Origin of the sequence: Methyloterricola oryzae, assembly GCF_000934725.1 — a bacterium.
GTDB lineage: Bacteria > Pseudomonadota > Gammaproteobacteria > Methylococcales > Methylococcaceae > Methyloterricola > Methyloterricola oryzae.
Map to the genome: position 1 here is coordinate 267,668 of NZ_JYNS01000002.1, position 23,274 is coordinate 290,941.

A 23,274-nucleotide genomic window follows, 5' to 3' on the forward strand; every position below is an offset into this window, starting at 1 on the left:
CTTCGAGCGGCCAACGATGACCTGGAACAGCGGCGTGTCTCTGGCTAGGCAGATTCGCAAAGTTTACCGGATCATTCTGCCCATTCTCCTGGTCTGTTTCGGGTATGGCGCCAAGGCTTCGGACCCGCAGCCATACGAGGTCGGGATTGTTCCCACGGGACAGGCCGAACTCGATCAAGCCCTGCGCGATTCCTCCGTCTTGATGGAATTGCAACAAAAGGCACCGGTAGGGCCTTTTGGTCTGATGGCGCGCTCGCGGGAGGACCTGCAGCGCTTCCAGACGGCGCTGCGCAGCTTCGGCTATTACGGTGGCTCGATCCTGATGCTGATGGATGGCCATACCCTGGATGACCCCGACCTGCCCGACATCCTTGCCAGCCACCCCGCCCAGCCGGTCAAGGTGGCCGTATCCGTGCGGCTGGGCCCATTGTTCCGCTTGCGAGACATCGATATTCAAGGCAGCGTGCCAAGCCAGGTGCGTGAGGAATTGGGGATACACGCAGGCGAGCCGGCTTTGGCGCCCAAGGTTCTGGCAGCTAAGGAAAAGCTCTTGCAGGCCCTGCAGGACGCGGGCTATGCCTTGGCTAAGGTCGCCGAGCCAGATGCCGTGCTCGACCGTCCGGCCAAGGCCCTGGACGTGTATTTCAAGGTCGACGCGGGGCCGCGGGTCGAACTGGGGACGATCGGGTTCAAGGGATTGGAACAGGTGGAGGAACCCTTCCTGCGCCGCCGCCTGATGGTTCATCCGGGCCAGTTGTTCGACCCGCGCGCTATCGAAAAGGCGCGGGAGGACCTGTTCTCCCTTAGCGTGTTTGCCTCGGTGCGGGCGGCACCGTCCGGGCAACTCGATGCGCAGGGCCGACTGCCGCTGACTTTCGAGGTCAAAGAGCGCAAACCGCATTCCGTCAGCGCCAACGCGGCCTATTCCACGGACCTGGGCGGCAGCCTGTCCGGCACCTGGCGGCATTACAACCTGCTGGGGCAGGCAGAGCGGCTCAGCCTCATCGCCGGGGTATCGCAGTTGGGCGGCTCCAGCACCACCGGCATCGGTTACAGTCTGGCCGCCAACTTTCTCAAGCCTGACTTCCTGTTGCGCGACCAGTCTTTGCAGGCGGACCTCGGCGCACTCAAGCAGAGCCTGATTTCCTACGACGAAAAATCGATATCCAGCAGCCTGCAACTTAGCCGCAAGTTCTTCGACTATTGGAGCTACAGTTTTGGCCTTTCCGGCGAGCAGGCCCGTATCACCCAGGAGGGCGTGACGCGGAATTACACGTTGCTGGGTCTGCCGCTCACGCTCAAGTACGACAGCAGCGACAGCTTGCTGGAACCGACGCGGGGCCTGCGCGCGACGGCTGCGATTACGCCTATGCAGCCTCTGGCGGGCAGCAGCACGTCGCCCTTCGTGATTCTGCAGGCCTCGGGCTCCGCCTACCTGGACCTGGCCGACCCCGGCCGCAGTGTCCTCGCCTTGCGCGGCCTGGTGGGCGACGTGGAGGGCGCGGGGCAGTTCGACCTGCCGCCCAACAAGCGCTTCTACGGCGGCGGCAGCGCCACGGTACGTGGCTTCAAGTTCCAGTCCATCGGTCCGCAATTCCGCAAAGACCGGCCCATGGGTGGCACCAACATCGCCGCCGCCACGGTGGAGTTCCGCCAGCGCATCCTGGATGACTATGGCGCGGTGGCGTTCGTCGATGCGGGTCAGGTGAATGCCGGCGGCTCGCCTTTCAGCGGCACCTGGCGCTTTGGCGCCGGTTTGGGCGCGCGCTATTACACATCCTTCGGTCCTATCCGGCTGGATGTGGCCATGCCGCTGAACAAATTACCCGGCGGCAGCGCGTTCGAGCTGTACATCGGCGTAGGGCAGGCCTTCTGATGGCCGTTCGCCCGAGGCTCTGGCGCTGGTTCCTGGTGCTGCTGGCGGCGCCTTTGGTCCTGCTAGCGACGCTGCTACTGGCGGCGAACACCGGACCGGGGCGGCAATGGCTGATAGCTACCGTGTCGAGCGTAACCGATGGAACGGTGGCCATTGAAGGATTGTCGGGGCGCCTGCCGGTTTCCTTGAGGGCACACAGGCTGACCATCGGCGATGCGCAGGGGTCTTGGCTGGTCGTGGAGAACCTGTCACTACAATGGTCGCCGCTCGCCCTCCTGTCGAGCACCGTCCGCGTGGACCGCCTGGCCGCCGAGCGCCTGGTGTTGGCGCGGTTGCCGGCGCAGGAGGAGACGCCGCAGACGAATGAGCCGGTGAGCGGCCTGCCTGTGAGGGTCGAATTGGAAAAACTGGACGTGGGACGGCTGGAACTGGCCGCCGGGATTGCCGGCAGCGCCGGCAGGACATTCAGCCTGCACGCAGGTTTGCGGCTTGATAGCCTGGAACAGGGCCAGGGTGAGGCGCGCCTCCAGGAACTGGAAGGCCAGGACCTGTATTTGCTGGCGGCGCAGGTGGACGCGGACGGAATTCGGGCGACGGTGCGGGCGCAGGAACGGCCGGAAGGCATGATCGCCTCTCTAGTCGGTCTCGAAGCCATCGGTCCTCTGGCCCTCAATGCGCGCCTCCAGGGTCCGCGGGATGCAGTAGCCGTCTTCACCAGCCTGACGGCGGGTCCGGCCCGGCTGAAACTGGATGGCACGGTGAATCTGATTGCAGGGGCGGCCGACCTCAGCGCCAGCGGCACGACGCCCGCCATGCAGCCCGTGGACGGCGTCGCCTGGCAGGCCGCCTCGCTGCAGGCTTCCATCGTTGGGCCATTTCAGGCCATGACCGCCAACGGCCATTTCCTGCTGCGGGGATTGGATGCAGGAGCAACGAGCCTACACGAACTCAATCTGGACTGGCATGGCGATGCCGGCCAGTTGCATGTGGACGGGCGCGCGGAGGGCCTGCGCCTGCCCATTGCCAGCCCTGAGCGCATCGCAGAATCGCCATGGCTGCTGGCGGGGGACGCGGATTTCCGTGCGCAAACCGTTAATTTCAGCCTGCGGCATCCGTTGGTCCAAGCGCGGGGCCGCCTCGCGGGATTCGGACCGCTGTCCGGTGAGGTGAGCCTGCAACTGCCCGAGCTGGCTCCCCTGGCCGAACTGACCGGCCTGAGCCTGAAAGGGCGCTCAAACCTGTCCGGCCGCTTCGATTGGCGCGACCAGACGTTTGGCCTGTCGGTGGACGGGGCGGTAGCCATCACGGAAGGCCAAGGGCCTCTGCCGGGTTTGGTGGGTGAGGCCGGCCGCCTGGAGGGAGCGATGACGCTCAAGGGAGACGACATCAAGCTGGAGCGTCTCCGTATGGACGGGCGGTCACTGCGATTCGAAGCGGCAGGAGGGCTTGCACGTGATCTGATGGACTTCGCCTGGACGCTCGCGCTGTCCGACTTAAAGCAGCTCGCGCCGGATCTTTCGGGGCACATGACGGCGAAGGGCGCGCTGAGCGGGCCGCTCAAGTCCTTCGCCGCCAGGCTGGACGCGAACGGGGAACTGGCGGTGCGAAACCTGCCCAAGGGGCCGCTTGCGCTCAAGCTTGAATCCAGTGGCCTGCCTTCGCAGCCCGAATTCGTGCTGAATGCGAACGGCGCACTCGCAGGATCGGACCTGAACCTATTGACCCGACTGCAGAACGGCACGGCTGGCTGGCGTCTGTCGGTCGAGCGCGCCCGCTGGCGGAGCCTGCGCGCAGGCGGTGCAATGAGCCTGGCCAAAGGCGCGGCATTTCCGACCGGGAACCTCGATCTCGCCTTCGAGCGCTTGTCTGATCTCGCGCCGCTAGTGGGAAAGCCGCTGGCCGGCAGTCTCTCTGCCGCGCTGTCGACGCGGGAAACAGGCGGCAGGCAGCAGGCGCGAATGGTGGTCGAAAGCTTTGGCTTGAGCCTGATGGACGGGCTGTCCGGCCAAGCCCTGCAGGCGGACGTGAGCGCCTTCGATCCCCTGTGCCGGCGGCCGCTGCTGGACGGCACGGTGAACCTCGATGGCTGGACGTGGAAAGAAACTCAGGGCCATGCCCAATTGAAGGCTTCCGGCGCGCTCGACGCATTGGACTTTACCTTGCAGGGCGGCGCCCAGGGGCTGGCCGGGAGCGACCTGACCCTGGCCAGCAAGGGCCGACTGGACCTGCCGGGGTCCGTGCTGACGCTCGATGAGATGAATACGACTTGGAAGAAGGAGACGCTCAAGCTGCTACAGCCGGTGCGTCTCCGTTTTGGCGAAGCGTTCGGTGTGGACCAACTGCGACTGGGCTTGCGCACCGGTGAACTGGATGTGCGGGGGCGTTTTGCGCCCAGCCTGGACGTGGCAGCGAACCTGAGCGGGCTGCCGGCTTCCTTGGCTGCGGCGGTGCAACCGGGCCTGCTGCTGGACGGCTCGATCGCGGGGAATGTGCACTTGGTCGGGCCGGTTTCCGCACTTCGCGGCGAGATCGCGTTGAATGCGGATGGATTGCGCGCGCGCAGCGGGACCGTGGGCGGATTGCCAGCCGCGAAATTGCGCGCCTCGGCCAGGTTGGATGGGGTTCATGCCGACCTTGACGCAGGCCTTACGGCAGGTTCCGGGCTGAACCTGAAGGTTGAGGGAATTGCGCCCCTGTCCGCGCAGGGCCAGTTTGCACTGAAGGGAGGCGGTCAGGCCGATCTCAAACTGCTGGAGCCGTTGCTGGCCGCTGGCGGCCGCCGCGCCCGTGGCCGCCTCGCGCTGGATGGCAGTGTGGCAGGCTCCTTGTCCGAACCCCGCATCAACGGGCGCATCGCCCTGGAGCAGGGCGAATGGCAGGATTATGTTCAGGGTATGCATCTGCTCGGACTGAACGGACTGGCGCAGGCGGAGGGCGACAATCTGCGTCTGGTTCGGCTGCAGGGTAGGGCGGGCACCGGCAGCCTTTCCGCGCAGGGAACCCTGGGGTGGAATGATGCCGGCATGCCGCTGGATATCCGTATTGCGGCACGCAAGGCCACGTTGCTCTCGAGTGAACGCCTGGAGGCCAATCTCGATGCGGATGTCGAGCTCAAGGGACGCTTGAACGAGAAACTGACGGCCAGCGGTAATCTGAAGATCAACCGCGCCGAGATTCGCATCCCGGAGCGGATGCCTGCCAACATCGCCGTGCTCAATGTGCGCGAAGCAGGTACCGAGCCACAGCCGCCTACCCCAGAAAAGGAGCTAGACCTCGCGCTGGATCTCAAGGTGGCAGCGCCTTCCGCTGTCTTCGTGCGTGGACGCGGCCTCGATGCGGAACTCGGGGGCAGGGTACGGCTGCTCGGTAGCTTGCAGAACCTGCAACCGGAGGGCGGGTTCTTCATGCGCCGCGGACAGTTCAGTCTGGCGGGGCAGACCTTGAACTTCAGCCGCGGGGTGGTCGGATTCGATGGCGGCCGCATCACCGATCCCAGCCTCAACTTCCTCGCGGAATCCGCCAATGGCAATGTCACCGCCAAACTCGAGGTGACGGGCACGGCGCAGAAACCGAAGATCAGCCTGAGCAGCAGCCCTTCGCTGCCTCAGGATGAGGTGCTGGCGCAATTGCTGTTCGGGCGCGGCTCGTCCAGTCTGAGCCCCTTCGAATTGGTGCAGATTGGCGCCGCCCTGGCCTCGCTCGCCGGCCTCACCCCCATCGGCGGCGATGCCCTGGGGGGCGTGCGCGAACGGCTGGGGCTCGACCGTCTGTCGTTTGGGGGCGGCGGCAAGGGTCCCACCCTGGAGGGCGGGCGCTACGTGGCGCCTGGCGTCTACGTGGGCGCCAAGCAGGGCGCCTCGCTCAATTCCACCCAGGGCACGGTGCAGATCGACGTCACCCGGGGTCTTAAGCTGGAAGCCAGCGTAGGCACCGGATCGGCGACCGGCTCCACCGGCGGCGCCAGCAGCAGTGTGGGTGTGATCTATCAGTTCGAATACTGAGTTGACGCTGCCCCCCGCTGGTGACTAAATCAAACCTTATCCCAGCTCGTCACGGAGTCTTGATGTCCCCGCTCGTACCTGAAGTCATCCCCATGATCCGCGCCCTCATCGCACGGCCCTCCGTCAGTTGCACCGACCCGCGGATGGACCAGAGCAATCTTGAGGTTATCCACCTTCTGGCAGGATGGCTGGAGTCCCTGGGATTTGCCGTGGAGGTGCTGCCGGTTTCCCAGAACAAGGCCAACCTGCTGGCCCGGTTGGGCGGAACAGGTGAAGCCGGAGAAGGCCTGGTCCTCGCGGGTCACAGCGACACGGTGCCCTTCGACGAGGGCGCCTGGTCCATGGACCCCTTCGCCGGCCTGGAACGCGATGGGCGCTTGTACGGTCTTGGCAGTTGCGACATGAAGGCCTTTTTCGCCGTGGCCATCGCGGCGGCGCGCCGTTTCGAGGCCAAGGCGTTGCGCCATCCGTTGACCCTACTGGCCACCGCCGACGAGGAAAGTTCCATGTCCGGCGCCCGGTCGTTGCTGGCCAGCCAACTCAGGCCCGGTCGCTACGCTGTGATCGGCGAGCCCACCGGGATGCGGCCGGTGCGCATGCACAAGGGTGTGATGATGGAGAGCATCCGTATTTTCGGGCACGCCGGCCATTCCAGCGACCCTTCCCTGGGCGCCAATGCCATCGAAGGCATGCAGGCAGCTCTCCGGGAGTTGCTTGCCTGGAGGCAGGAGTTGCAGGCGCGTTACCGCAATCCACAGTTTCATATCCCGGTGCCCACCTTAAACCTCGGCTCCATCCACGGCGGCGACAATCCCAACCGGATTTGCGCCCATTGCGAGACCCAGATCGACATCCGCCCGCTGCCGGGCATGCAGCCGCAGGCACTGCGCGATGCCATGGCCGAGCGCCTGGCGCGGGTCGTGGCGGAGTATCCCGGGTTGCGCCTGGAGGTATCGCCGCTTTTCGAGGGGCTGCCGCCCTTCGAGACGCCGGCTGACGCGACTCTGGTGCGCAGCTTCGAGGAATTGACCGGCCAGGCGGCGGGCTCCGTGGCTTTTGGCACCGAAGCCCCGTTCCTGTCGCTGCTGGGCACGGAGACCGTGGTGTGGGGGCCGGGCGACATCGAACAGGCCCATCAGCCGGACGAGTTCCTCAGCCTGGACCGCATCGCGCCGACCGTGGATCTGCTGAGCCGACTGATCCAGCGCTTCTGCGTGGACGTGCCTTCCTGAAACACGGCCCGATGCCTGGGGCAAGCGCATCGCCATGACCGGGCCACTCGCTGCGTGGATCTTTCTGCGCCTGCTGGCGCTGATCTATTTCGCCGCTTTCGCATCCCTCTCTGCTCAGATTAACGGCCTGATCGGCGCCGAAGGCATCCTGCCGGCGGCCGAGTTCCTGGATGCCGCCAGGGCGCGCTGGGGCGGGGCGGCCTGGCTCGAATTGCCCACGCTGTTCTGGCTGGGCGTATCCGACGACCTGCTGATGGATGCATGCTATGTCGGCATGGCGGCGGCCCTGGCCCTGCTGCTGAATGTGTTCGAGCGCGTGGCGCTGCTGCTCTGCTACGGGCTCTATCTCTCGCTGGTATCGGTGGGGCAGGACTTCACGTCCTTCCAATGGGACATGCTGCTGCTGGAGTCCGGCTTTCTTGCCCTGTTCCTGCGCCTCGCGCCGTCTATCGCGGTCTGGCTGTATCGCTGGCTGCTGTTCCGCTTCATGTTCATGGGAGGCGTGGTCAAGCTGGCCAGTGGCGACCCCACCTGGCGCAACCTGACCGCCCTGAACTACCACTTCGAAACCCAGCCCCTGCCCAGCCCCCTGGCCTGGTATGCCCACCATGCGCCTGCAGCCTGGCTGCAGGCGGCTACGGTCGCCGTGTTCGTCATCGAACTGGCCGTGCCATTCCTGGTGTTCTGCGGACGCCGGGGGAGGCTGGTGGCGGCGGTGTGTTTCGTGGCCCTGCAAGGGGCCATCATCCTCACCGGCAATTACACCTTCTTCAACCTGCTGACCATCGCTCTGTGCGTATTCCTGCTCGATGACGGCAATCTTCGCCGCCCTCTGGGAGCCAGGATTTCTGAAGCTCACGCAGGTTCAACAGATGCTCCGGGACGGCTCGCCACTTATCTGATCGGCACGCTGGCGGCCTTGATCCTGACTGTCTGCGCCCTCAGGCTATGGATGGACATCAACCGGCGCCCGCCGGTTCAACCCCTCTACGCACTCGCCCGCCTGGCCTCCAATTGGGGCATGGTCAACGGCTATGGGCCGTTCGCCGTCATGACGACGGAGCGCCGCGAGATCATCGTGGAGGGTTCCCGAGACGGGATCGACTGGCTGCCTTACGCATTTCCCTACAAGCCAGGCGACCCGGCGCGGCCGCTGGCCTGGAATATCCCCCACCAGCCGCGGCTGGACTGGCAGATGTGGTTCGCCGCCCTGGGCGATCCCCGCCGCAGTGAATGGCTCGCAAATTTCCTGCAGCGATTGAAGGCGGGTTCCGCGCCGGTGATCGGCCTGCTTGCGGACAATCCGTTTCCCGGCGCGCCGCCGCGCCATCTCCGCTTGAGCATCTACCGCTATGAATTCACGGCACCAGAGGAGCGCGGGCGCGATGGTGCTATCTGGCGTCGCTCGCTTCTGGGCCGGTTGACGCCTGAATGACCGTGACCCAGACAGCGCGGTCAGACGCTTGGGTCAGGGGTAATCTGGTGGTTGGCATGCCACGCAGACTTCAGCTCCTTGCAGGCGAGCTCACATGCCGCACTAACCGGTGGGGGCCGGCTACGGCATGACCGGTAGGGCAAACAGGTCTTTCAGCACGCCGGCCTTGGGTTGATCGCGGAACACGTTGTCCGGGTAATAGCCGATGTGCCGACCCCCCAGTTCCTCCACTCGACGCCATTGTCCGGCAAACAGGTCCATGGGAATGTCGCTGTGATTCCGCCAGTCCACGCCCTGGAGCTCGAACACGGTTTTGGCCAAGCCCTCCGGGTGCAACGCCGCCTTCAGCACCAGCTCCGTCAGCCAGGCGTCCGGGTTGGCTGCTTCCTCCATCAGCGGCATCGCCTCGATGGCCACGTAATCGTAGGTCTTGAGGGCTGAATCGAAGTTCTGCGCGTACCATTCTTCGGAGTAGGGTTTGAGCAGGGGCAGGGCATACAGGTTGCGCGCCGTGCGCAGGTCCGGACGCCAGTAGCGCACTTTGTTGGCCAACTCCAGCGTGAAGTCGTCCAGGGCCTTGGTCTTGAACTGCGCCCATTGCATGCGCATGGCGGCGGTACCGTGCAGGGTCTCGAAATCCCGTGGCAGCCCGGCTTGCTTCAAAGCCGTCATGCCGGCGGGGCTCACGTCCTCGAAGTCCGACAGGATGGCGTCATCGTGGAACAACAACCCGCCGAAATGGGCATGCTTGGCCAGGTCTTCGTATATCTCGCCAATCACACGGCGCGCTTGCGGATGAAATGGCGAGAGCCGCTGGTAGATATGACTGCCCGGCTGCGGCTTGCCGTCCTTCCACTCCTGCACCCGCCAGTCAGGTGGGGCCTTGACCTGAAAGGCCAGCACCGGCATCCAGGCATAGACCCGGACCCTCAGGCGCGTCTTGATCTGCCAGGCGGCGCGGTTGAACAAGTCGGCGCGCATGGGCAGGTGCCGGTTGGGAAAGTACAGGGCATCGGCGTTGCCGTCACCGTCCGGGTCGGCGAAGGCCTGCAGGTAGACCGTGTTGGGGTGGATCTTGTGCATGCGATCCAGCAGCAAGCCCAGATTCTTCTCGGTCTGAGCGGGGTCTGGATCGTAGATATAATCCAGGTCCACGTGCATCACCCGCACCGGCCGGCCGGCGCGCATTGTCGTCACGACATTGGCGTATTGCTCGATATCCGGATTCTCCGCTACCAGCAGGCGCTTGATGGCGCTCAGATCATTGAGCGTGTTGCGGCTGTCCCCGAGCTGGAAGCCCAGCACCATGCCTTCGCCCTTGGCGCTTTCCATCAGGGCCTGGTTGAACTCGCCATAGGGCCAGACCACGGCGCGTGGTCGGACACCGAGATGCTGCTGGATGTCCTTGGCGCTGTCGTGCAGATCCTGGCGCACGCGCTGCAGGTAGGCTTTCTCGTCCTCGTAGGCGTGGCGGGTCGCGTCGTACTGCCGGGTCACGGCGGCGGGCTGGGTATTGCCCTGCGGATTGCCGACCAGGCCCTTATGCATCGCATGGGTGTGGGAAGCCACTTCGACGAGGCCTGATTGCACCAATTCCTTGACCTGGGCCCAGCTCAAAAAGCGCTCTCGCTTCCAGGGTTCCTCGCCCTCGTCGTAAACGAAGGACTGGCCCGGGGGAATGTCCATCCAACTGGTGACCAGGGCGATCATGGCCGGATAGCGGTACTGCTTGAGCAAGGGGAAAACCTTGGTATAGAAGCTGACGTCGCCATCGTCGAAGGTGAGCAGCACCGCCTTCTCCGGCAATTTTCCCTTGCCCGCCTTGGCGTCGAGCAGGTTTTGCACGCTTATGACGTGGTAGCCATTCTGTTTGAGCCAGGCGAACTGAGCCTTGAGATTGTCGTGGCTGACCACGGTGCGCCCCAGCGTTTCTTCCTTGGGGACCACATCCTCGACCTCGTGATAGGAAAGTACGATGAAGCTATCGGCGGCGCGGGCAATCCCGGCGAGACTCGCGGTGAGCAATAGGATCAGGGCGGCGTGCAATACGCGCATGGCGTCGATTTTTGAAGTTGTTGGATAGGGATTACCGCCCATGAGCGGGATGCAGTGTCGATTCCCTGCGCAGGCGGCGGTGTGGACGCCCTACTATAGCCGGAATCTTCGAACTTGCAGAAGTGCAAGCCCTGTGAGCGCGCTGGCGCGGGCCAATGGACCGTCCGTATAATCGCTTGGGCCAAACCGCGGCTTGGCCCCCAGTCGGCAGCCAGTAGGCGGGCCGGATTCAGTCAGGTGTCTGAAACGCAAGCAACAAAATCAATCAGAGAGAGGTAAGGAAACATGAGTGAGCTTATCGTGATTGCCTACGATCAACCCTACCAGGCCGAGGAAGTGCGCCTCAAGTTCCTGAAGATGCAGCGGGAGTACCTGGTCGACCTCGAGGATGCGGTGGTGGCCATCAGGCAGGCCGACGGCAAGGTCAAGCTGAATCAGGTTTTCGACCTTACCTCGGCCGGCGCGATCGGCGGTGGCTTCTGGGGCGCCCTGATCGGTCTGATCTTCATGAACCCCCTCCTGGGTGCCGCCGTAGGCGCAGGAGCCGGGGCTATTTCGGGAACCTTGAGCGATGTCGGTATCAACGACAACTTCATGAAGGAACTTGCCAAAACCCTGATGCCAGGTTCGTCCGCCCTGTTCGTGCTGGTCAGGAAGGCCACCGTCGACAAGGTCCTGGAGGAACTGCGGGGTGCGGGGGGCAAAGTGATCCAGACTTCCTTGTCCCACGATGACGAAGCCAAGCTGCAGGCCGCGCTGGATGCAAGTAAGGCAAGCTGAATCCGCCGCTTGGGCGCAGGGCATTGCTGCCGTGTTTACGCCAGTCGGGTCGAAGGCTTCCGTCAGGGCCGCAATGCGCTCAGAAAACCTGTGACCCAGGTCTTGCCAAGTCCCGGGTCTCGCCTTTAGAGTTCCTCCTGGCTGCACACATGGAATTCAATTACGTGGAGGTTCGCTATGCCGGTCAATCATGCCAAGTTCTTTGACGGTTACCGCCAGGCTTTTGGACGCATGAAGCAGGAGACGGTGACAGGGATCGAGTTGTTGGGCCGCCAACTCGAGGCGGACGCGCAGATCACCAGCCTGCAGTGGGCCGCTTACATGCTGGCGACAGTGAAGCACGAGTGTGCGGATACCTGGCGACCTATCGTGGAGCGCGGCAATCGGTCCTATTTCGACAAGTACGAGGCCAATACCAAATTGGGCGCCGGCCTCGGCAACAAGCAGCCGGGGGACGGCTGGAAATACCGCGGGCGCGGCTATGTCCAGATCACGGGCCTCGCCAACTATGCCCGGCTGAGCAAGGCATTGGGGCTGGCACCGGAGGACAATCTGGTGGACAAGCCCGACAACGCCTTGGTCCCGGACATCGCCTACCGCATCATGTCCTATGGCATGCGCAACGGCGCCTTTACCGGCAAGAAGCTGTCCGATTACATCACCGACGCCAAGTGTGACTATCGCAATGCGCGCCGCATCATCAACGGCCTGGATCAGGCGGAGCGCATTCAGGGTTACGCCGAAGCCTTCGAGAAGATCCTGAAAGCCAGCATGGAGTGACGGGGACTTACCGCGGCTCCTGGGCAGGCGACACCCTTGCATTCGCTCGATGATAGCCCGGGCGGCGCGCTGGTGACGGCCGTCTGGGCTGATATGCATCATTCCCGCAGCGGCCGGGCTTCCCGCACTTGAGATTCGCGCAGTCAGCGCTTATATCCAGATCAGGAACTCTGATTCGTCTGGCGTGGGGGTTCGTGGGCGGCCGATGAAGTACAAAGACTATTACAAGATCATGGGCGTGGACCGGAAGGCCTCGGCCGAGGAGATCAAGAAGGCCTACCGCAGGCTTGCGCGCAAGTTTCACCCGGATGTCTCGAAGGAAAGGAATGCCGAGGAGCGCTTCAAGGAGGTCGCGGAAGCCTACGAGACCTTGAAGGATCCGGAGAAGCGTGCTGCCTACGACCAGTTGGGCAGCTATCAGCCCGGTCAGGATTTCAAGCCGCCGCCGGATTGGGAAAAGCGTTTCTCCGATGCGCCCTTCACCTTCGAGGATCTGGACCTGGCGGATCTGTTCGCCTCTTTCACCGGGCGCAATGCCCGCGATTCGCGCTCCAGAAGCAAGGTGCCCATGCCCGGTCAGGATTACGAATTCAACGCGCGTATTTCCCTGGAGGACGCCTACGCCGGGACAGAGTTGACCTTGAACCTCAACGTGTCGGAGCGAGACGAGCGCGGCGCAGTCCACCATCGCCCGAAGACCGTGAAGGCGCGGATACCCAAGGGGGCCACCGAGGGCCAGCGGCTGCGCCTGTCCGGCAAGGGTGGCAAGGGCAGCAACGGTGGGCCTGACGGAAATTTGTACATCACCATCAGTCTTGCGCCCCATCCCCTGTTCCGGGTGAGCGGCCACGACCTTTACATCGATCTGCCCCTGGCTCCCTGGGAAGCGATCCTCGGAACCACCGTGGAGGTGCCGACCCTGGGCGGCGCCGTGCGTCTCAAGGTGCCCCCCGGCACGCGCGCGGGGCAGCAGTTGCGCATCGGCGACCGCGGCCTTCCGCGGCCCCATTCCGGTGCCGGGAGTCTTTATGCGATCACGCAGATCGTCGTGCCCGCTGCGGTGAGCGAGAAGGAAAAGGCGCTCCTGCAGAACTGGGCGGAGCATTCCAAGTTCAATCCGAGGGAGCATTTTCAGCGGAGATGAATCATGCCGAGCGGACTTTCCGAAGCCTTCTGGCTGCATGAGCATTACGAGTTTTCCCTGGAGGAACTGGCAGAACTGGCCGGTTTGACGGCCGGGGAACTGCGTGACTGGGTGGACGAAGGCCTGGTGGCGCCGGTGAACCTCGCGGTCACACCCTGGCGTTTCAGCGCCGATCGCTTGTTCGTTTTGCAAAGGGCCTGCCGTCTGCGGCGGGATTTCGAACTGGAGCCTCATGGTCTGGCCCTGGTGCTGCAACTGCTGGAACGGATTCAGGGGCTGGAGACGGAGATGCGCGCCCTGCGCGCGCGACTCCCGAGCGCTTAGGAGGACTCGCCGCATCTTTGGCGGGAGATAAGCGGGGATGACCAGTATGTTCAGATCCGTGCGCCTCAAGCCTGAAGCCCTGCGCAGCCACAGGCTTTCCAACCTGACCCAGACCGTGCTGCTCGCCGCCGGGCTGCTGGGATTCCTGGCTTTGCTGGGATTTGTGATTGCAGGTCTCGCCGGCATTGTCTGGGCACTGATGCTCGGTCTGATCTCCTTCCTGGCTGGCCGGCGTCTGGGGCCCTTGATCGTCCTGCGCATGTATCGCGCGACGCCCCTGATGCCCGCCGAGGCCCCCGGACTTTATGGCACCGTGCGCCAGTTGGCTGAACGCGCCGAATTGCCCGCGCTGCCGAGACTGTTCTACGTGCCCAGTTCGATGTTGAATGCCTTCGCCCTGAATGTTGACGGCCGCCCGGTCATCGGTTTGACCGATGGACTGCTGCGCAGCCTCAACAGGTGCGAATTGGCCGGCGTGCTCGGCCATGAAATTGGGCATATCCGTAACCGCGACCTGACGGTCATGGGGCTGGCGGACGTGGTGAGCCGTCTGACCCAGGCGTTTTCCTGGGTGGGGCAGATCCTGCTGCTGGTGAGCCTGCCGGTGTTTTTCCTGCAAGGCATGGCGGTTCCCTGGCTGTTGATCCTGATTTTGATGGCGGCGCCCAGCCTGAGCGGTCTGCTGCAGATGGCGTTGTCCAGGACGCGGGAGTTCGATGCGGATCTGGAGGCGGTGCGCCTGACCGGTGATCCGGGGGCTTATATCTCGGCACTCAATAAAATCGAATACCAGGGCGCGGGCTTCTTCGAACGCATTTTTCTGCCCGGCCGGCGCGTGCCCGTGCCATCCCTGCTGCGCACCCACCCGGAGACATCCGAACGCATCGCGCGCATCCACTCGATGGTCGAAGTCTACCGGCCCGAGCTCTCCCTGCGCGATCTGGTCGACCTCCTGCCGCTACGCCTCGGACCAGTCAGGCGCGCGCCCAGGTGGCGCGTCGGCGGATTATGGTACTGACGGGTAACTGACTACGGGCTCAGCGGTCTCCTCGCCGCGAGGCTTGCTTCGGCAGGTTCGTCGGGATGGGGATGTATTGCTCGCGTAGCGAATTCTGAAATGCAACCCCCCGCGATCAGCGGGGGGCTGTCGAAGAGCCTGAGAGGCGCCGGGCGTCAGTGGACGGCGACCTCGATCTTGCGCGGGCGCGACTCGGGCCGTTTATGGATGCGCAGGCTGAGCACGCCGTCCTTGAGTGAGGCCTCGATGTTGTCCGCGTCCAGTTCGCTGCTGAGAGCGAAGCTGCGGCGGTAGCGAGTCGAGCGGATATCCGCGTAGAGCGGCTTCATGCCTTCCGGCATGTCGATCCTAGCTTCGCCCTCGATGGAGAGGGTGTCCTTGTCCACCTGAATGCTCAGCCGCTCGCGGGACACGCCCGGCATGTCGGCCACCAGGGTAATGCCGTCCGCATCCTCGCAGATGTCCACGGGAGGCTGCAGCACCATGGGTTTCTCGCGGGCTTCGGCCACGGCCTTCTTGGGGGTTTCGGCGATGTCTTTGCTCTCGGTCATGACGCACCTCCTCAGTCCTTACTGGATCTGGATTTGTCTGGGTTTGGACGATTCGCGGCGCTGCACGGCGACATGGAGCACGCCGTCGGTGTATTGGGCCGTCACCTGCTCCGGATCGATATCGTCCGGCAGGGTAATGACGCGCCGGAACTCACCGGCAAAGCGCTCACGGCGGTAGAACTTGGCATTTTCCGCCGCTGTTGCCTTGCGTTGACCCGCCACGGTGAGGACGTTCTGCTGGATGGAGACATCCAGTGAGTCAGTCTCCAAGCCGGGGCTGAACAGATAGACATCGACTTTCTCCGGCGTCACTCCGACGTTGACCGGAGGGAAACTGCCCCGTGCTGCGGAACGGATGCCGGGGAGCCGGCCAAAGATCTCGTCCATCTCCTCTTCCATGCGCCTGAACTGATCGAACAGGCTGCTTTCAAGATTTGTTAGATTGCCTAACATGATGCACCTCCTTCAGCGTGCTGCTGGTCGATTCCACTTATCCTTATGGGGGTGAAGCGGCGAATTTCAAGAGGTGCCGGGGCCGGGAAAGTCTCTGTGCGGGGCCCGCGGCCTGGAGGATCGGACGAGGGTGGGGGCTAGGCGCCTGGCCGGGCGTGGCCGCGGCAACTCACGGAGATGCGCTGCGTCGAATTCGGCTCCAGGCGCAGCGCGGTAAGTTCGCCGCCCCACAGGCATCCGGTGTCCAGGCCGATGCAGGCGCTCTGCTCGTAAAATCCCAGGGTGGACCAGTGGCCGAACAGGACGCGTGAACCCTCGCTTTTGCGTCCCGGCACCTGGAACCAGGGCATCAGTCCGGCCGCTTGCGAGCTGGGGCGGCCTTTCTCATGGAAGTTCAGGGCGCCGTGGGCGTCGCAGTAGCGCATGCGGGTGAAGCAGTTGGTGATGAAGCGCAGGCGATCCCAGCCGCTCAGGTGTTCGGACCAGGTGTCGGGTTCATTGCCGTACATCCGAGCCAGGAAATCCCGCCAATGCGCGCCCTGCAGCACGGCTTCGACTTCATGGGCCAGGCTGAGGGCCTTGTCCGTGTCCCACTGGGGCGGCAGGCCGGCGTGAATCAGGTAAAATCCGTCTGCAGCCCGCATCAAGGGAAGCCGCCGGAGCCATTCCAGAAGTTCGTCCCGGTCCGGCGCGGCCAGCAGTGCTTCGAAGGTGTCCTTGCGCTTGGTGCGCGAGACGCCGCAGGCCACCGCCAGCAGATGCAGGTCGTGGTTGCCCAGCACGGAGACGGCGGCTTCGCCCAGTTGCTTGATGAAACGCAGGGTCTCCAGGGATTGCGGCCCGCGGTTGACCAGATCGCCGGTGAACCAGAGGCGGTCACGGGCCGGGTCGAACGCGATGCGCTCCAGCAGGCATTGCAGTTCAGCGAAGCAGCCTTGCACGTCGCCGATGGCGTAATCGGCCATTCAGTGCAGCGTGCGGGGCACCGCGAGGGTGAAGGCGGGAATCGCGGCTTCGAATCGCTCGCCCTCGTCGGAGACCATGTCGTACTCGCCGCGCATGGTGCCCACCGGCGTCTCGATCATGGCTGCGCTGGTGTAGCGGAAAAACTCGCCGGGGGATAGATAAGGCTGCTCGCCCACCACGCCCTCGCCCCGCACTTCCTGGACCTTGCCGTTGGCGTCGGTGATGATCCAGTGGCGGTTGAGCAGCTTTGCCGGCTGCTGGCCGTTGTTGCGGATGGTGATGGTATAGGCGAAAACGTACCGGTCGGCCTCGGGTTCGGACTGGGCCTCCAGAAAGCTGGTGGTCGCGTCGACTTCGATGGAGTATTTCTTGTTCATGGTCAGGAGCAACGGAGATGGCGTGGAACGGGGATAGTGTAATCGCAAGCGCGCGCGGCTGGCTATGCGCCGCACGGGGAGCGTATGGACGGAAATGATATGCTAAGGCGGATTTTCCTGGCGGCTTGCTTGGGCCTGTCATGGCCGGCCGGTGCGGAGGAGGCGGCTCCCGCGGCGGGTGGCACGGAGCTGTTTGCGGCGGCGGCGGCCGGGCAAGTGGAGCGGGTGGACGCCCTGCTGGCGCAGGGGGCGGACGTCAACGCCAAGAACGCGACAGAAAGGACGCCGCTGATGGCCGCCGCCTTCGCCGGTAATGTGCGCATCGTGCGCAAACTCCTGGTTTTCGGCGCCGACCCCAATGCCGCGGATGCGCGTGGCGTTACGGCACTGATGGATGCGGCGAGCAATGGATTCGAGGGTGTGGTAAAGGCGCTCATCGCCGCCGGCGTCAACCTGAACGCCGCCGACAAGGGCGGCGCGACGGCCCTGGACAAGGCCAACAAGTCGCGCAATGGCCGGGTTGCTTCCCTGCTCGAACAGGCGGGGGCCAAAGGGGCGGCCGCCGAGAAACCGGCTCAGGAACCGGGTGATGCGAAAGAAGGCGAAGCGGAAGCGGACAAGCCCGCGGAAGGCGAAGAGGCTGCCAAAGAGGAAGAGGCCAAATAGGATGTCAATGCCCATGCCAGACACAGTCAACAGCAATAAATTACACGAGGTGACGACAGACGTGCACATTCACATACAGGGCATTTGCGGGACCTTCATGGGTGGGTTGGCCTTGATGGCCCGCGAACTGGGCCACAAGGTTACGGGGTCCGACCAGAACGTGTATCCCCCCATGAGCACTCAACTGCAGGAGCAGGGTATCCAGTTGTTCGAGGGCTACCGCGCGGAAAACCTGGAATCCCGTCCCGACCTCGTGATCATCGGCAATGCGCTTTCGCGCGGCAATCCGGAAGTGGAGGAAGTGCTCAACATGGGGCTGGCCTACACCTCCGGCGCGCGCTGGCTCTACGAGGCAGTCCTGAAGGACCGGTGGGTCCTGGCGGTGGCGGGCACCCACGGCAAGACCACGACGGCCAGCATGCTGGCGTGGATACTCGACCAGGCAGGCTTGCGGCCGGGCTACCTGATTGGCGGCATTCCCATCAATTTCAGCGTGTCGGCGCGCTTGGGACGCTCGCCGTATTTCGTCATCGAGGCGGACGAATACGACACCGCCTTCTTCGACAAGCGCTCCAAGTTTCTTCACTACCGTCCGCGCACAGTCATCCTCAACAATCTGGAGTACGACCACGCGGACATCTTTCCCGACCTGCTGTCCATCCAGCGCCAGTTTCACCACCTGGTGCGCATGATTCCGGGCAACGGCTTGATCATCGCGCCGGCGGATGACGAGAACCTCGCCGAGACCCTGCGCATGGGTTGCTGGACCAAGGTGGAGCGCACTGCGCTGGCGGAACAGGGGCAGGGGGAATGGCAGGCGCGCCTGATCAAGCCGGATGGCAGCGAATTCCAGGTGCTGCACGAGGGCAGCGCCTGTGGCACCGTGGCCTGGGGACTCACCGGCCAGCACAATGTGCGCAACGCCCTGGCGGCCATTGCGGCGGCAAGCCACGCGGGCGTGGAGGCGGCACAAGCCCTGGCTGCACTGGGTAGTTTCCGCAATGTGAAACGCCGCCTGGAAGTGCGGGCCTGCGTCAATGGCATCACCCTCTACGACGATTTCGCCCATCATCCGACGGCGATCGCCACCACACTGGGCGGCCTGCGCGCCAAGGTGGAGAAGCAGCGCATCATCGCGGTGCTGGAACCGCGCTCGAACACCATGCGCATGGGCGTGCACGCGGAGGCCCTGCCTGCCTCGCTGCATGCCGCCGACCAGGCCATCATCTACCAGTCGCCCGACCTGGGCTGGGACGCGGAGGCTGCGGTGGATGGTTACGCGAACGTGGGCATCATGCGTTCCCTGGACGAGATCGTGCAGTGGCTGACCGGGGAATGCCGGCCCGGCGATCATCTGATCTTCATGAGCAACGGCAGTTTCGGCGGCATCCACCGCAAGGTGGAGGACGCCCTCAAGGCGCAAGCCTGAGCCAAGGCGCCGGCCGTCCGGCGGGCGCCATTCCAGACGACAGCGGCGCACGCGTGCGGTGCGCCAGTGCAAGGGAGTAGGGGTGATGATGCGACGTCTGTTCACCGGTTTTTGGTTTTTGCTGCTGACCTGCGGGTTCGTCGGTGCCGAACCGCTGGATCCCGCGAAATTGCCGGCGGAGTTGCGGCCCTGGGTCGACTGGGTGTTGCGCGGCAGCGAGAACCGCATCTGCCCCTTCCTGTACAACACAGCCGAGGAACGCATCTGCGCCTGGCCGGCGCGGCTGGAGCTTGCCCTCGACGAGCGCCGCGGCGAGTTCCGCATGCAGTGGTCTGTGCAGGCGGAAAGCTGGGTGTCCTTGCCCGGCGATGCGGTGCTCTGGCCGCAAGAGGTGCGGGTGGACGGCAGGCCGGGCCGCGTCATGGCCCGCGCGGGAGCCCCGGCCATTCTGCTGGCGCCGGGCAATCACATCATCAGCGGCCAGTTGCCTTGGGACCGGATTCCGGAAAGCCTGCCGGTGCCGCGCAGCAGCGGTCTGATCGCCTTGTCGATCCAGGGTCGTGCCGTCGCTACGCCCACCTTCAACGAGCAGGGACAGCTGTGGCTGGAGGGTGCCGGCGCCCGCAGCGGACAGGGTACGGACGTGGTCGATCGATTGGAGGTGCAGGTATTCCGGCAGTTGCTCGACGACATTCCTTTCCAGCTGGTGACACATCTCGACCTGGATGTGTCCGGCGAATCCCGGGAAGTGCTGCTCAGCGGCGCCTTGCCGGCGAACTTCGTCGGCATGTCCCTGCGCAGCGCACTGCCGACGCGCTTGGAGAACGATGGGCGACTGAGGCTGCAGTTGCGCCCCGGGCGCTGGGAGGTCGAACTGACCGCCCGGCATGCCGGCCCCGTGGATGCATTGGCCTTACCCCAGTCCAGCGCGCCGTGGCCGCCTGAAGAGATTTGGTCGTTTCAGGCCCGGCCGCAGCTGCGCGTGGTCGAACTGGAGGGGGTGACGTCCCTGGACCCGAACCAGACCAACCTGCCCGAGGCGTGGAGGATCTTGCCAGCGTATCGGGTCGCGGCCGGGGATACCGTGAACTTCCGCCTGATTCAGCGCGGCGACCCGGAGCCCGAGCCGGATGCGTTGAATCTGCAGCGCAGTCTCTGGCTGGATTTCGATGGCCGCGGTTTCACCGTGAGTGACGAGATCAATGGCCGCATGACGCGGGACTGGCGGCTCAGCGTATTGGGCGGCCTGCAACTGGGACGGGTGGCCATCGACGGTACCCCTCAACTCATCACCCGCCTCAGTGAAAAGGGTCCACCCGGCGTGGAGGTCCGCCGCGGCAACCTGCGCCTTGCCGCCGACAGCCGCATGCAAGGGGACGTGTGGCGCTTTCCGGCCACGGGATGGGACAAGGATTTCAGCTCCGTGGCTGCGCAATTGCATCTGCCGCCGGGCTGGCGGCTGTTCACCGCCACTGGCGTCGACAATGTACCGGACGCTTGGGTGAACCGCTGGACCTTGCTGGACCTGTTCCTCGTCCTGATCGCTTCCCTGGCGGTCGCGCGCCTGTGGAACGGGTGGCTGGGGCTGTTGGCACTCGCCACCCTGACCCTGTTGTGGCACGAGCCGGAGGCGCCGAGACTTGTCTGGCTCAATCTGCTGGCGGCCATCGCCTTGCTGCGGGTCCTGCCGGAAGGCAAGCTGGCGGCGTTTTGTAAAGGCTATGCCGTGCTGGCCTTGCTCGGGCTGGTGTTCATCAGCCTGCCTTTCATGACCGAGCAGATTCGCACCGCCCTCTATCCCCAACTGGAACTGCCCTGGACAAGCGTGACGGCCCCGCAAGCCGAACCGGCCGATGCGGCCGGCGGCGCCAGTCTGGAAGAAGCGGCGGATGCGGTGGCGCCGGTCATGGCGCCAGCTCCCCCGCCACTGGCGCGCAAGCGCGGCCTGCTGTCGGAGTACGGCTCCGATTACGCCTCGGAACGTTTCAACGAGATCGATCCGTCGGCGGTGACACAGACAGGTCCCGGCCTGCCGCAATGGCGCTGGAAGACCGTGTCCTTGAGCTGGAACGGGCCAGTGACGCAGGAGCAAGAGGTGGGGCTTTGGCTGATTTCGCCGGCGCTGGAACTGCTCCTCAAGTTCCTGCGGGTCGCCGCGTTGTCGGGACTTGCTTTGCTTCTGCTGACCGAGGTGCTGCCTGGATTCCCGGCCCAGAGGTTCCGTGTGACACGCCCCGGCGCCAGGCTCAGCCTCTTCCTTGGGGCTGCGCTGCTGGCAGGCGGGCATACGCCGCCCGCGCGGGCGGATTTCCCGCCGCAGGCCCTGCTGGACGAGTTGAAGGCGAATTTGACGCAAGCGCCCGATTGTCTGCCGGACTGCGCCCAGATTCCGCTGTTGAAGCTCCGGGCGGATGGCGAAAGCCTGCAGCAGGAGTTGGAGGTCCATGCGCAGCAGGGCGTGGCGGTGCCGCTACCGGCGCAGGAGGGCCAGTGGCTTCCTGCTCGGATCAACGTTGATGGCGCCCCCGCCGAGGGTGTGCGGCGCACCGCCGAGGGTGGGTTGTGGCTGTATCTTGCGCCGGGCCGCCACCTGGTGGCCCTGTCGGGCGAACTGCCAGCTCGCGAGCAGGTACAAATCCCGCTGCCGCTACGGCCGCACCGCGTCGAGCTGGGGATGAATGGCTGGACCGTCTCGGGCCTGGGCCCACACGGCGTTCCCGAAGCCCAATTGCAGCTTTCCAGGGTCCGCAAGACGGCGGGGACGCCAGCCGCTGCCTTGGAGCCTTTGCCGCTGCCGGCCTTCCTGGAGGTTCAGCGCACCCTGCGCATCGGCCTGGACTGGCGCGTCACCACGCGCGTGCAGCGCTTGACGCCCGCCGATGCACCGGCGGTGGCCGCAATCCCCTTGTTGGAGGGCGAGTCAGTCCTTAGCCAAGGCTTGCAGGTCCGCAATGGCGTGATTGCTGTCAGCCTGGTTCCGGGCCAGCAGGAATTGCAATGGGAGTCCATGCTGGAAAAGCGGCCGCAGATCATCCTGCGTGCACCCGAGACCACGCAATGGACCGAGGTCTGGAAGCTGGATCTCAGCCCCATCTGGCATGTGCAGAGCGAAGGCATTGCGGTCGTTCATCAGCTTGATAACGCGGGCAACTGGTTGCCGGAATGGCGGCCCTGGCCGGGTGAGTCGATCAGCCTGAACGTGAGCCGCCCGGAAGCTGTGGCCGGAAAGAGCCTGACCATCGAGAGCAGCCGATTGCAGCTCAGTCCCGGTAAACGCGCCAGCGATAGCAGCCTCAGCCTCGATCTGCGTAGTTCCCAGGGCGGCCAGCACGTGATCCGGCTGCCAGAGGGAGCCCTGTTGCAGTCTGTCACGCTTGATGGGCAGCCGCGTCCGATCAGGCTGCAGGACGGGTCAGTCACCCTGCCCATCCATCCGGGCCGGCAGAGCGCGGCATTAGTCTGGCGAGAAGAAGTCGGATTGGGAGAGCGCTTTACGGTGGCCGCAGTGAATCTGGGGCTACCCAGCGTCAACAGTTTCATCACGGTGCATCTGCCCCAGGATCGCTGGATGCTGTTGGCCGGAGGGCCGCGCCTGGGGCCCGCGGTGCTGTTCTGGGGCGTGCTGCTGGTCATCGGCATGGTGGCCCTGGGCTTGGGCCGGATAAGCGTGACCCCGCTCAAGTCCTGGCAGTGGGCCCTGCTCCTGTTGGGCCTGAGCCAGGTGCCCTTGCCGGGGACCGCGTGCGTGATCGCCTGGCTGGTGCTGCTGGGCTGGCGGGGACGAACGGCGGCGGCGCTGGACGACTCGCGCTTCAACGTGCTGCAACTGCTCCTGGGGCTGCTGACCCTGGTGGCGTTGCTGTTCCTGTTCTACGCCGTGCAGCAGGGGCTGCTCGGCCTGCCGGACATGCAGGTGGCGGGCAACAACTCCGACGCCTACACCCTCAATTGGTATCAGGATCAGAGCGAGGCCAGCTTGCCGCAGCCCTGGGTGTTGACGGCGCCGCTGTGGGTCTATCGGGTGCTCATGTTGCTATGGGCCTTGTGGCTGGCGTATTCCCTGCTCAACTGGCTGCGCTGGGGATGGGCCTGTTTCACCGCGGGCGGTTTGTGGCGCGCGCGTCCGGAAAAGGCGGCGCCACCTCCGCCGGAACCCGGTTGGTCAGAGACAGAATGAACGCTGGCCG

At 64.6% G+C, this 23,274-nt stretch carries 17 protein-coding genes; 12 read left to right on the top strand and 5 right to left on the bottom strand.

The window, feature by feature from the left end; all coding sequences use genetic code 11:
- Positions 1–16: 16 nt before the first annotated feature.
- The 4 genes from EK23_RS04955 (at position 17) to EK23_RS04970 (ending at position 8,544) form a co-directional block, all read left to right on the top strand.
- Positions 17–1,876 carry an autotransporter assembly complex protein TamA gene (locus EK23_RS04955; protein ID WP_052807937.1) on the top strand — a complete coding sequence of 620 codons (1,860 nt, stop codon included), beginning with the start codon at positions 17–19 and terminating at the stop codon, positions 1,874–1,876.
- Positions 1,876–5,877, top strand: a complete 4,002-nt coding sequence (locus EK23_RS04960; RefSeq protein ID WP_045224191.1) for a translocation/assembly module TamB domain-containing protein — start codon at positions 1,876–1,878, stop codon at positions 5,875–5,877. Before EK23_RS04955 ends, EK23_RS04960 begins: the two co-directional genes overlap by 1 nt.
- A 62-nt stretch (positions 5,878–5,939) precedes the next feature.
- Positions 5,940–7,109 carry an acetylornithine deacetylase gene (gene argE, locus EK23_RS04965; protein WP_045224192.1) on the top strand — a complete coding sequence of 390 codons (1,170 nt, stop codon included), beginning with the start codon at positions 5,940–5,942 and terminating at the stop codon, positions 7,107–7,109.
- Between the two features lie 34 nt (positions 7,110–7,143).
- Positions 7,144–8,544 (top strand): lipase maturation factor family protein, encoded by a 1,401-nt coding sequence (locus EK23_RS04970; RefSeq protein WP_045224193.1) that lies wholly within the window; start codon positions 7,144–7,146, stop codon positions 8,542–8,544.
- A gap of 120 nt (positions 8,545–8,664) precedes the next feature.
- Here the strand turns inward: EK23_RS04970 and pgaB are convergent, their stop codons facing one another.
- Positions 8,665–10,599, bottom strand: a complete 1,935-nt coding sequence (gene pgaB, locus EK23_RS04975; protein WP_052807938.1) for a poly-beta-1,6-N-acetyl-D-glucosamine N-deacetylase PgaB — start codon at positions 10,597–10,599, stop codon at positions 8,665–8,667.
- 285 nt (positions 10,600–10,884) lie between these two features.
- Here pgaB and EK23_RS04980 point away from each other — a divergent pair, with 285 nt between their 5' ends.
- From EK23_RS04980 to EK23_RS05000, 5 genes are all read left to right on the top strand, one after another.
- A complete protein-coding gene (locus EK23_RS04980) occupies positions 10,885–11,379 on the top strand; it encodes a DUF1269 domain-containing protein (protein WP_045224195.1) in 495 nt (164 codons plus the stop codon).
- A gap of 177 nt (positions 11,380–11,556) precedes the next feature.
- A complete protein-coding gene (locus tag EK23_RS04985) occupies positions 11,557–12,159 on the top strand; it encodes a hypothetical protein (RefSeq protein WP_045224196.1) in 603 nt (200 codons plus the stop codon).
- A gap of 205 nt (positions 12,160–12,364) precedes the next feature.
- A complete protein-coding gene (locus EK23_RS04990) occupies positions 12,365–13,303 on the top strand; it encodes a DnaJ C-terminal domain-containing protein (protein WP_045224197.1) in 939 nt (312 codons plus the stop codon).
- Between the two features lie 3 nt (positions 13,304–13,306).
- Positions 13,307–13,627 carry a chaperone modulator CbpM gene (locus EK23_RS04995; protein WP_045224198.1) on the top strand — a complete coding sequence of 107 codons (321 nt, stop codon included), beginning with the start codon at positions 13,307–13,309 and terminating at the stop codon, positions 13,625–13,627.
- Positions 13,628–13,673: 46 nt separating this feature from the next.
- The gene (locus tag EK23_RS05000) at positions 13,674–14,645 is read left to right on the top strand and encodes a zinc metalloprotease HtpX (protein ID WP_082053980.1); all 972 of its coding nucleotides are present in this window, start codon (positions 13,674–13,676) and stop codon (positions 14,643–14,645) included.
- Between the two features lie 155 nt (positions 14,646–14,800).
- Here the strand turns inward: EK23_RS05000 and EK23_RS05005 are convergent, their stop codons facing one another.
- The 4 genes from EK23_RS05005 to apaG form a co-directional block, all read right to left on the bottom strand.
- Entirely contained in the window at positions 14,801–15,196 is a 396-nt protein-coding gene (locus EK23_RS05005; RefSeq protein ID WP_045224199.1) for an Hsp20/alpha crystallin family protein, read from the bottom strand.
- 18 nt (positions 15,197–15,214) lie between these two features.
- Entirely contained in the window at positions 15,215–15,649 is a 435-nt protein-coding gene (locus tag EK23_RS05010; protein ID WP_045224200.1) for an Hsp20/alpha crystallin family protein, read from the bottom strand.
- 137 nt (positions 15,650–15,786) lie between these two features.
- Positions 15,787–16,614, bottom strand: a complete 828-nt coding sequence (locus tag EK23_RS05015) for a symmetrical bis(5'-nucleosyl)-tetraphosphatase (RefSeq protein WP_045224201.1) — start codon at positions 16,612–16,614, stop codon at positions 15,787–15,789.
- Entirely contained in the window at positions 16,615–16,992 is a 378-nt protein-coding gene (gene apaG, locus EK23_RS05020) for a Co2+/Mg2+ efflux facilitator ApaG/CorD (protein ID WP_045224435.1), read from the bottom strand.
- Between the two features lie 84 nt (positions 16,993–17,076).
- Between apaG and EK23_RS05025 the strand changes: the two genes are divergently transcribed.
- From EK23_RS05025 to EK23_RS05035, 3 genes are all read left to right on the top strand, one after another.
- Positions 17,077–17,658, top strand: a complete 582-nt coding sequence (locus tag EK23_RS05025; protein WP_200892091.1) for an ankyrin repeat domain-containing protein — start codon at positions 17,077–17,079, stop codon at positions 17,656–17,658.
- A gap of 13 nt (positions 17,659–17,671) precedes the next feature.
- Positions 17,672–19,087, top strand: a complete 1,416-nt coding sequence (gene mpl / locus EK23_RS05030) for a UDP-N-acetylmuramate:L-alanyl-gamma-D-glutamyl-meso-diaminopimelate ligase (RefSeq protein ID WP_438941135.1) — start codon at positions 17,672–17,674, stop codon at positions 19,085–19,087.
- Between the two features lie 85 nt (positions 19,088–19,172).
- A complete protein-coding gene (locus EK23_RS05035) occupies positions 19,173–23,264 on the top strand; it encodes a hypothetical protein (protein WP_045224202.1) in 4,092 nt (1,363 codons plus the stop codon).
- Positions 23,265–23,274: the final 10 nt, after the last annotated feature.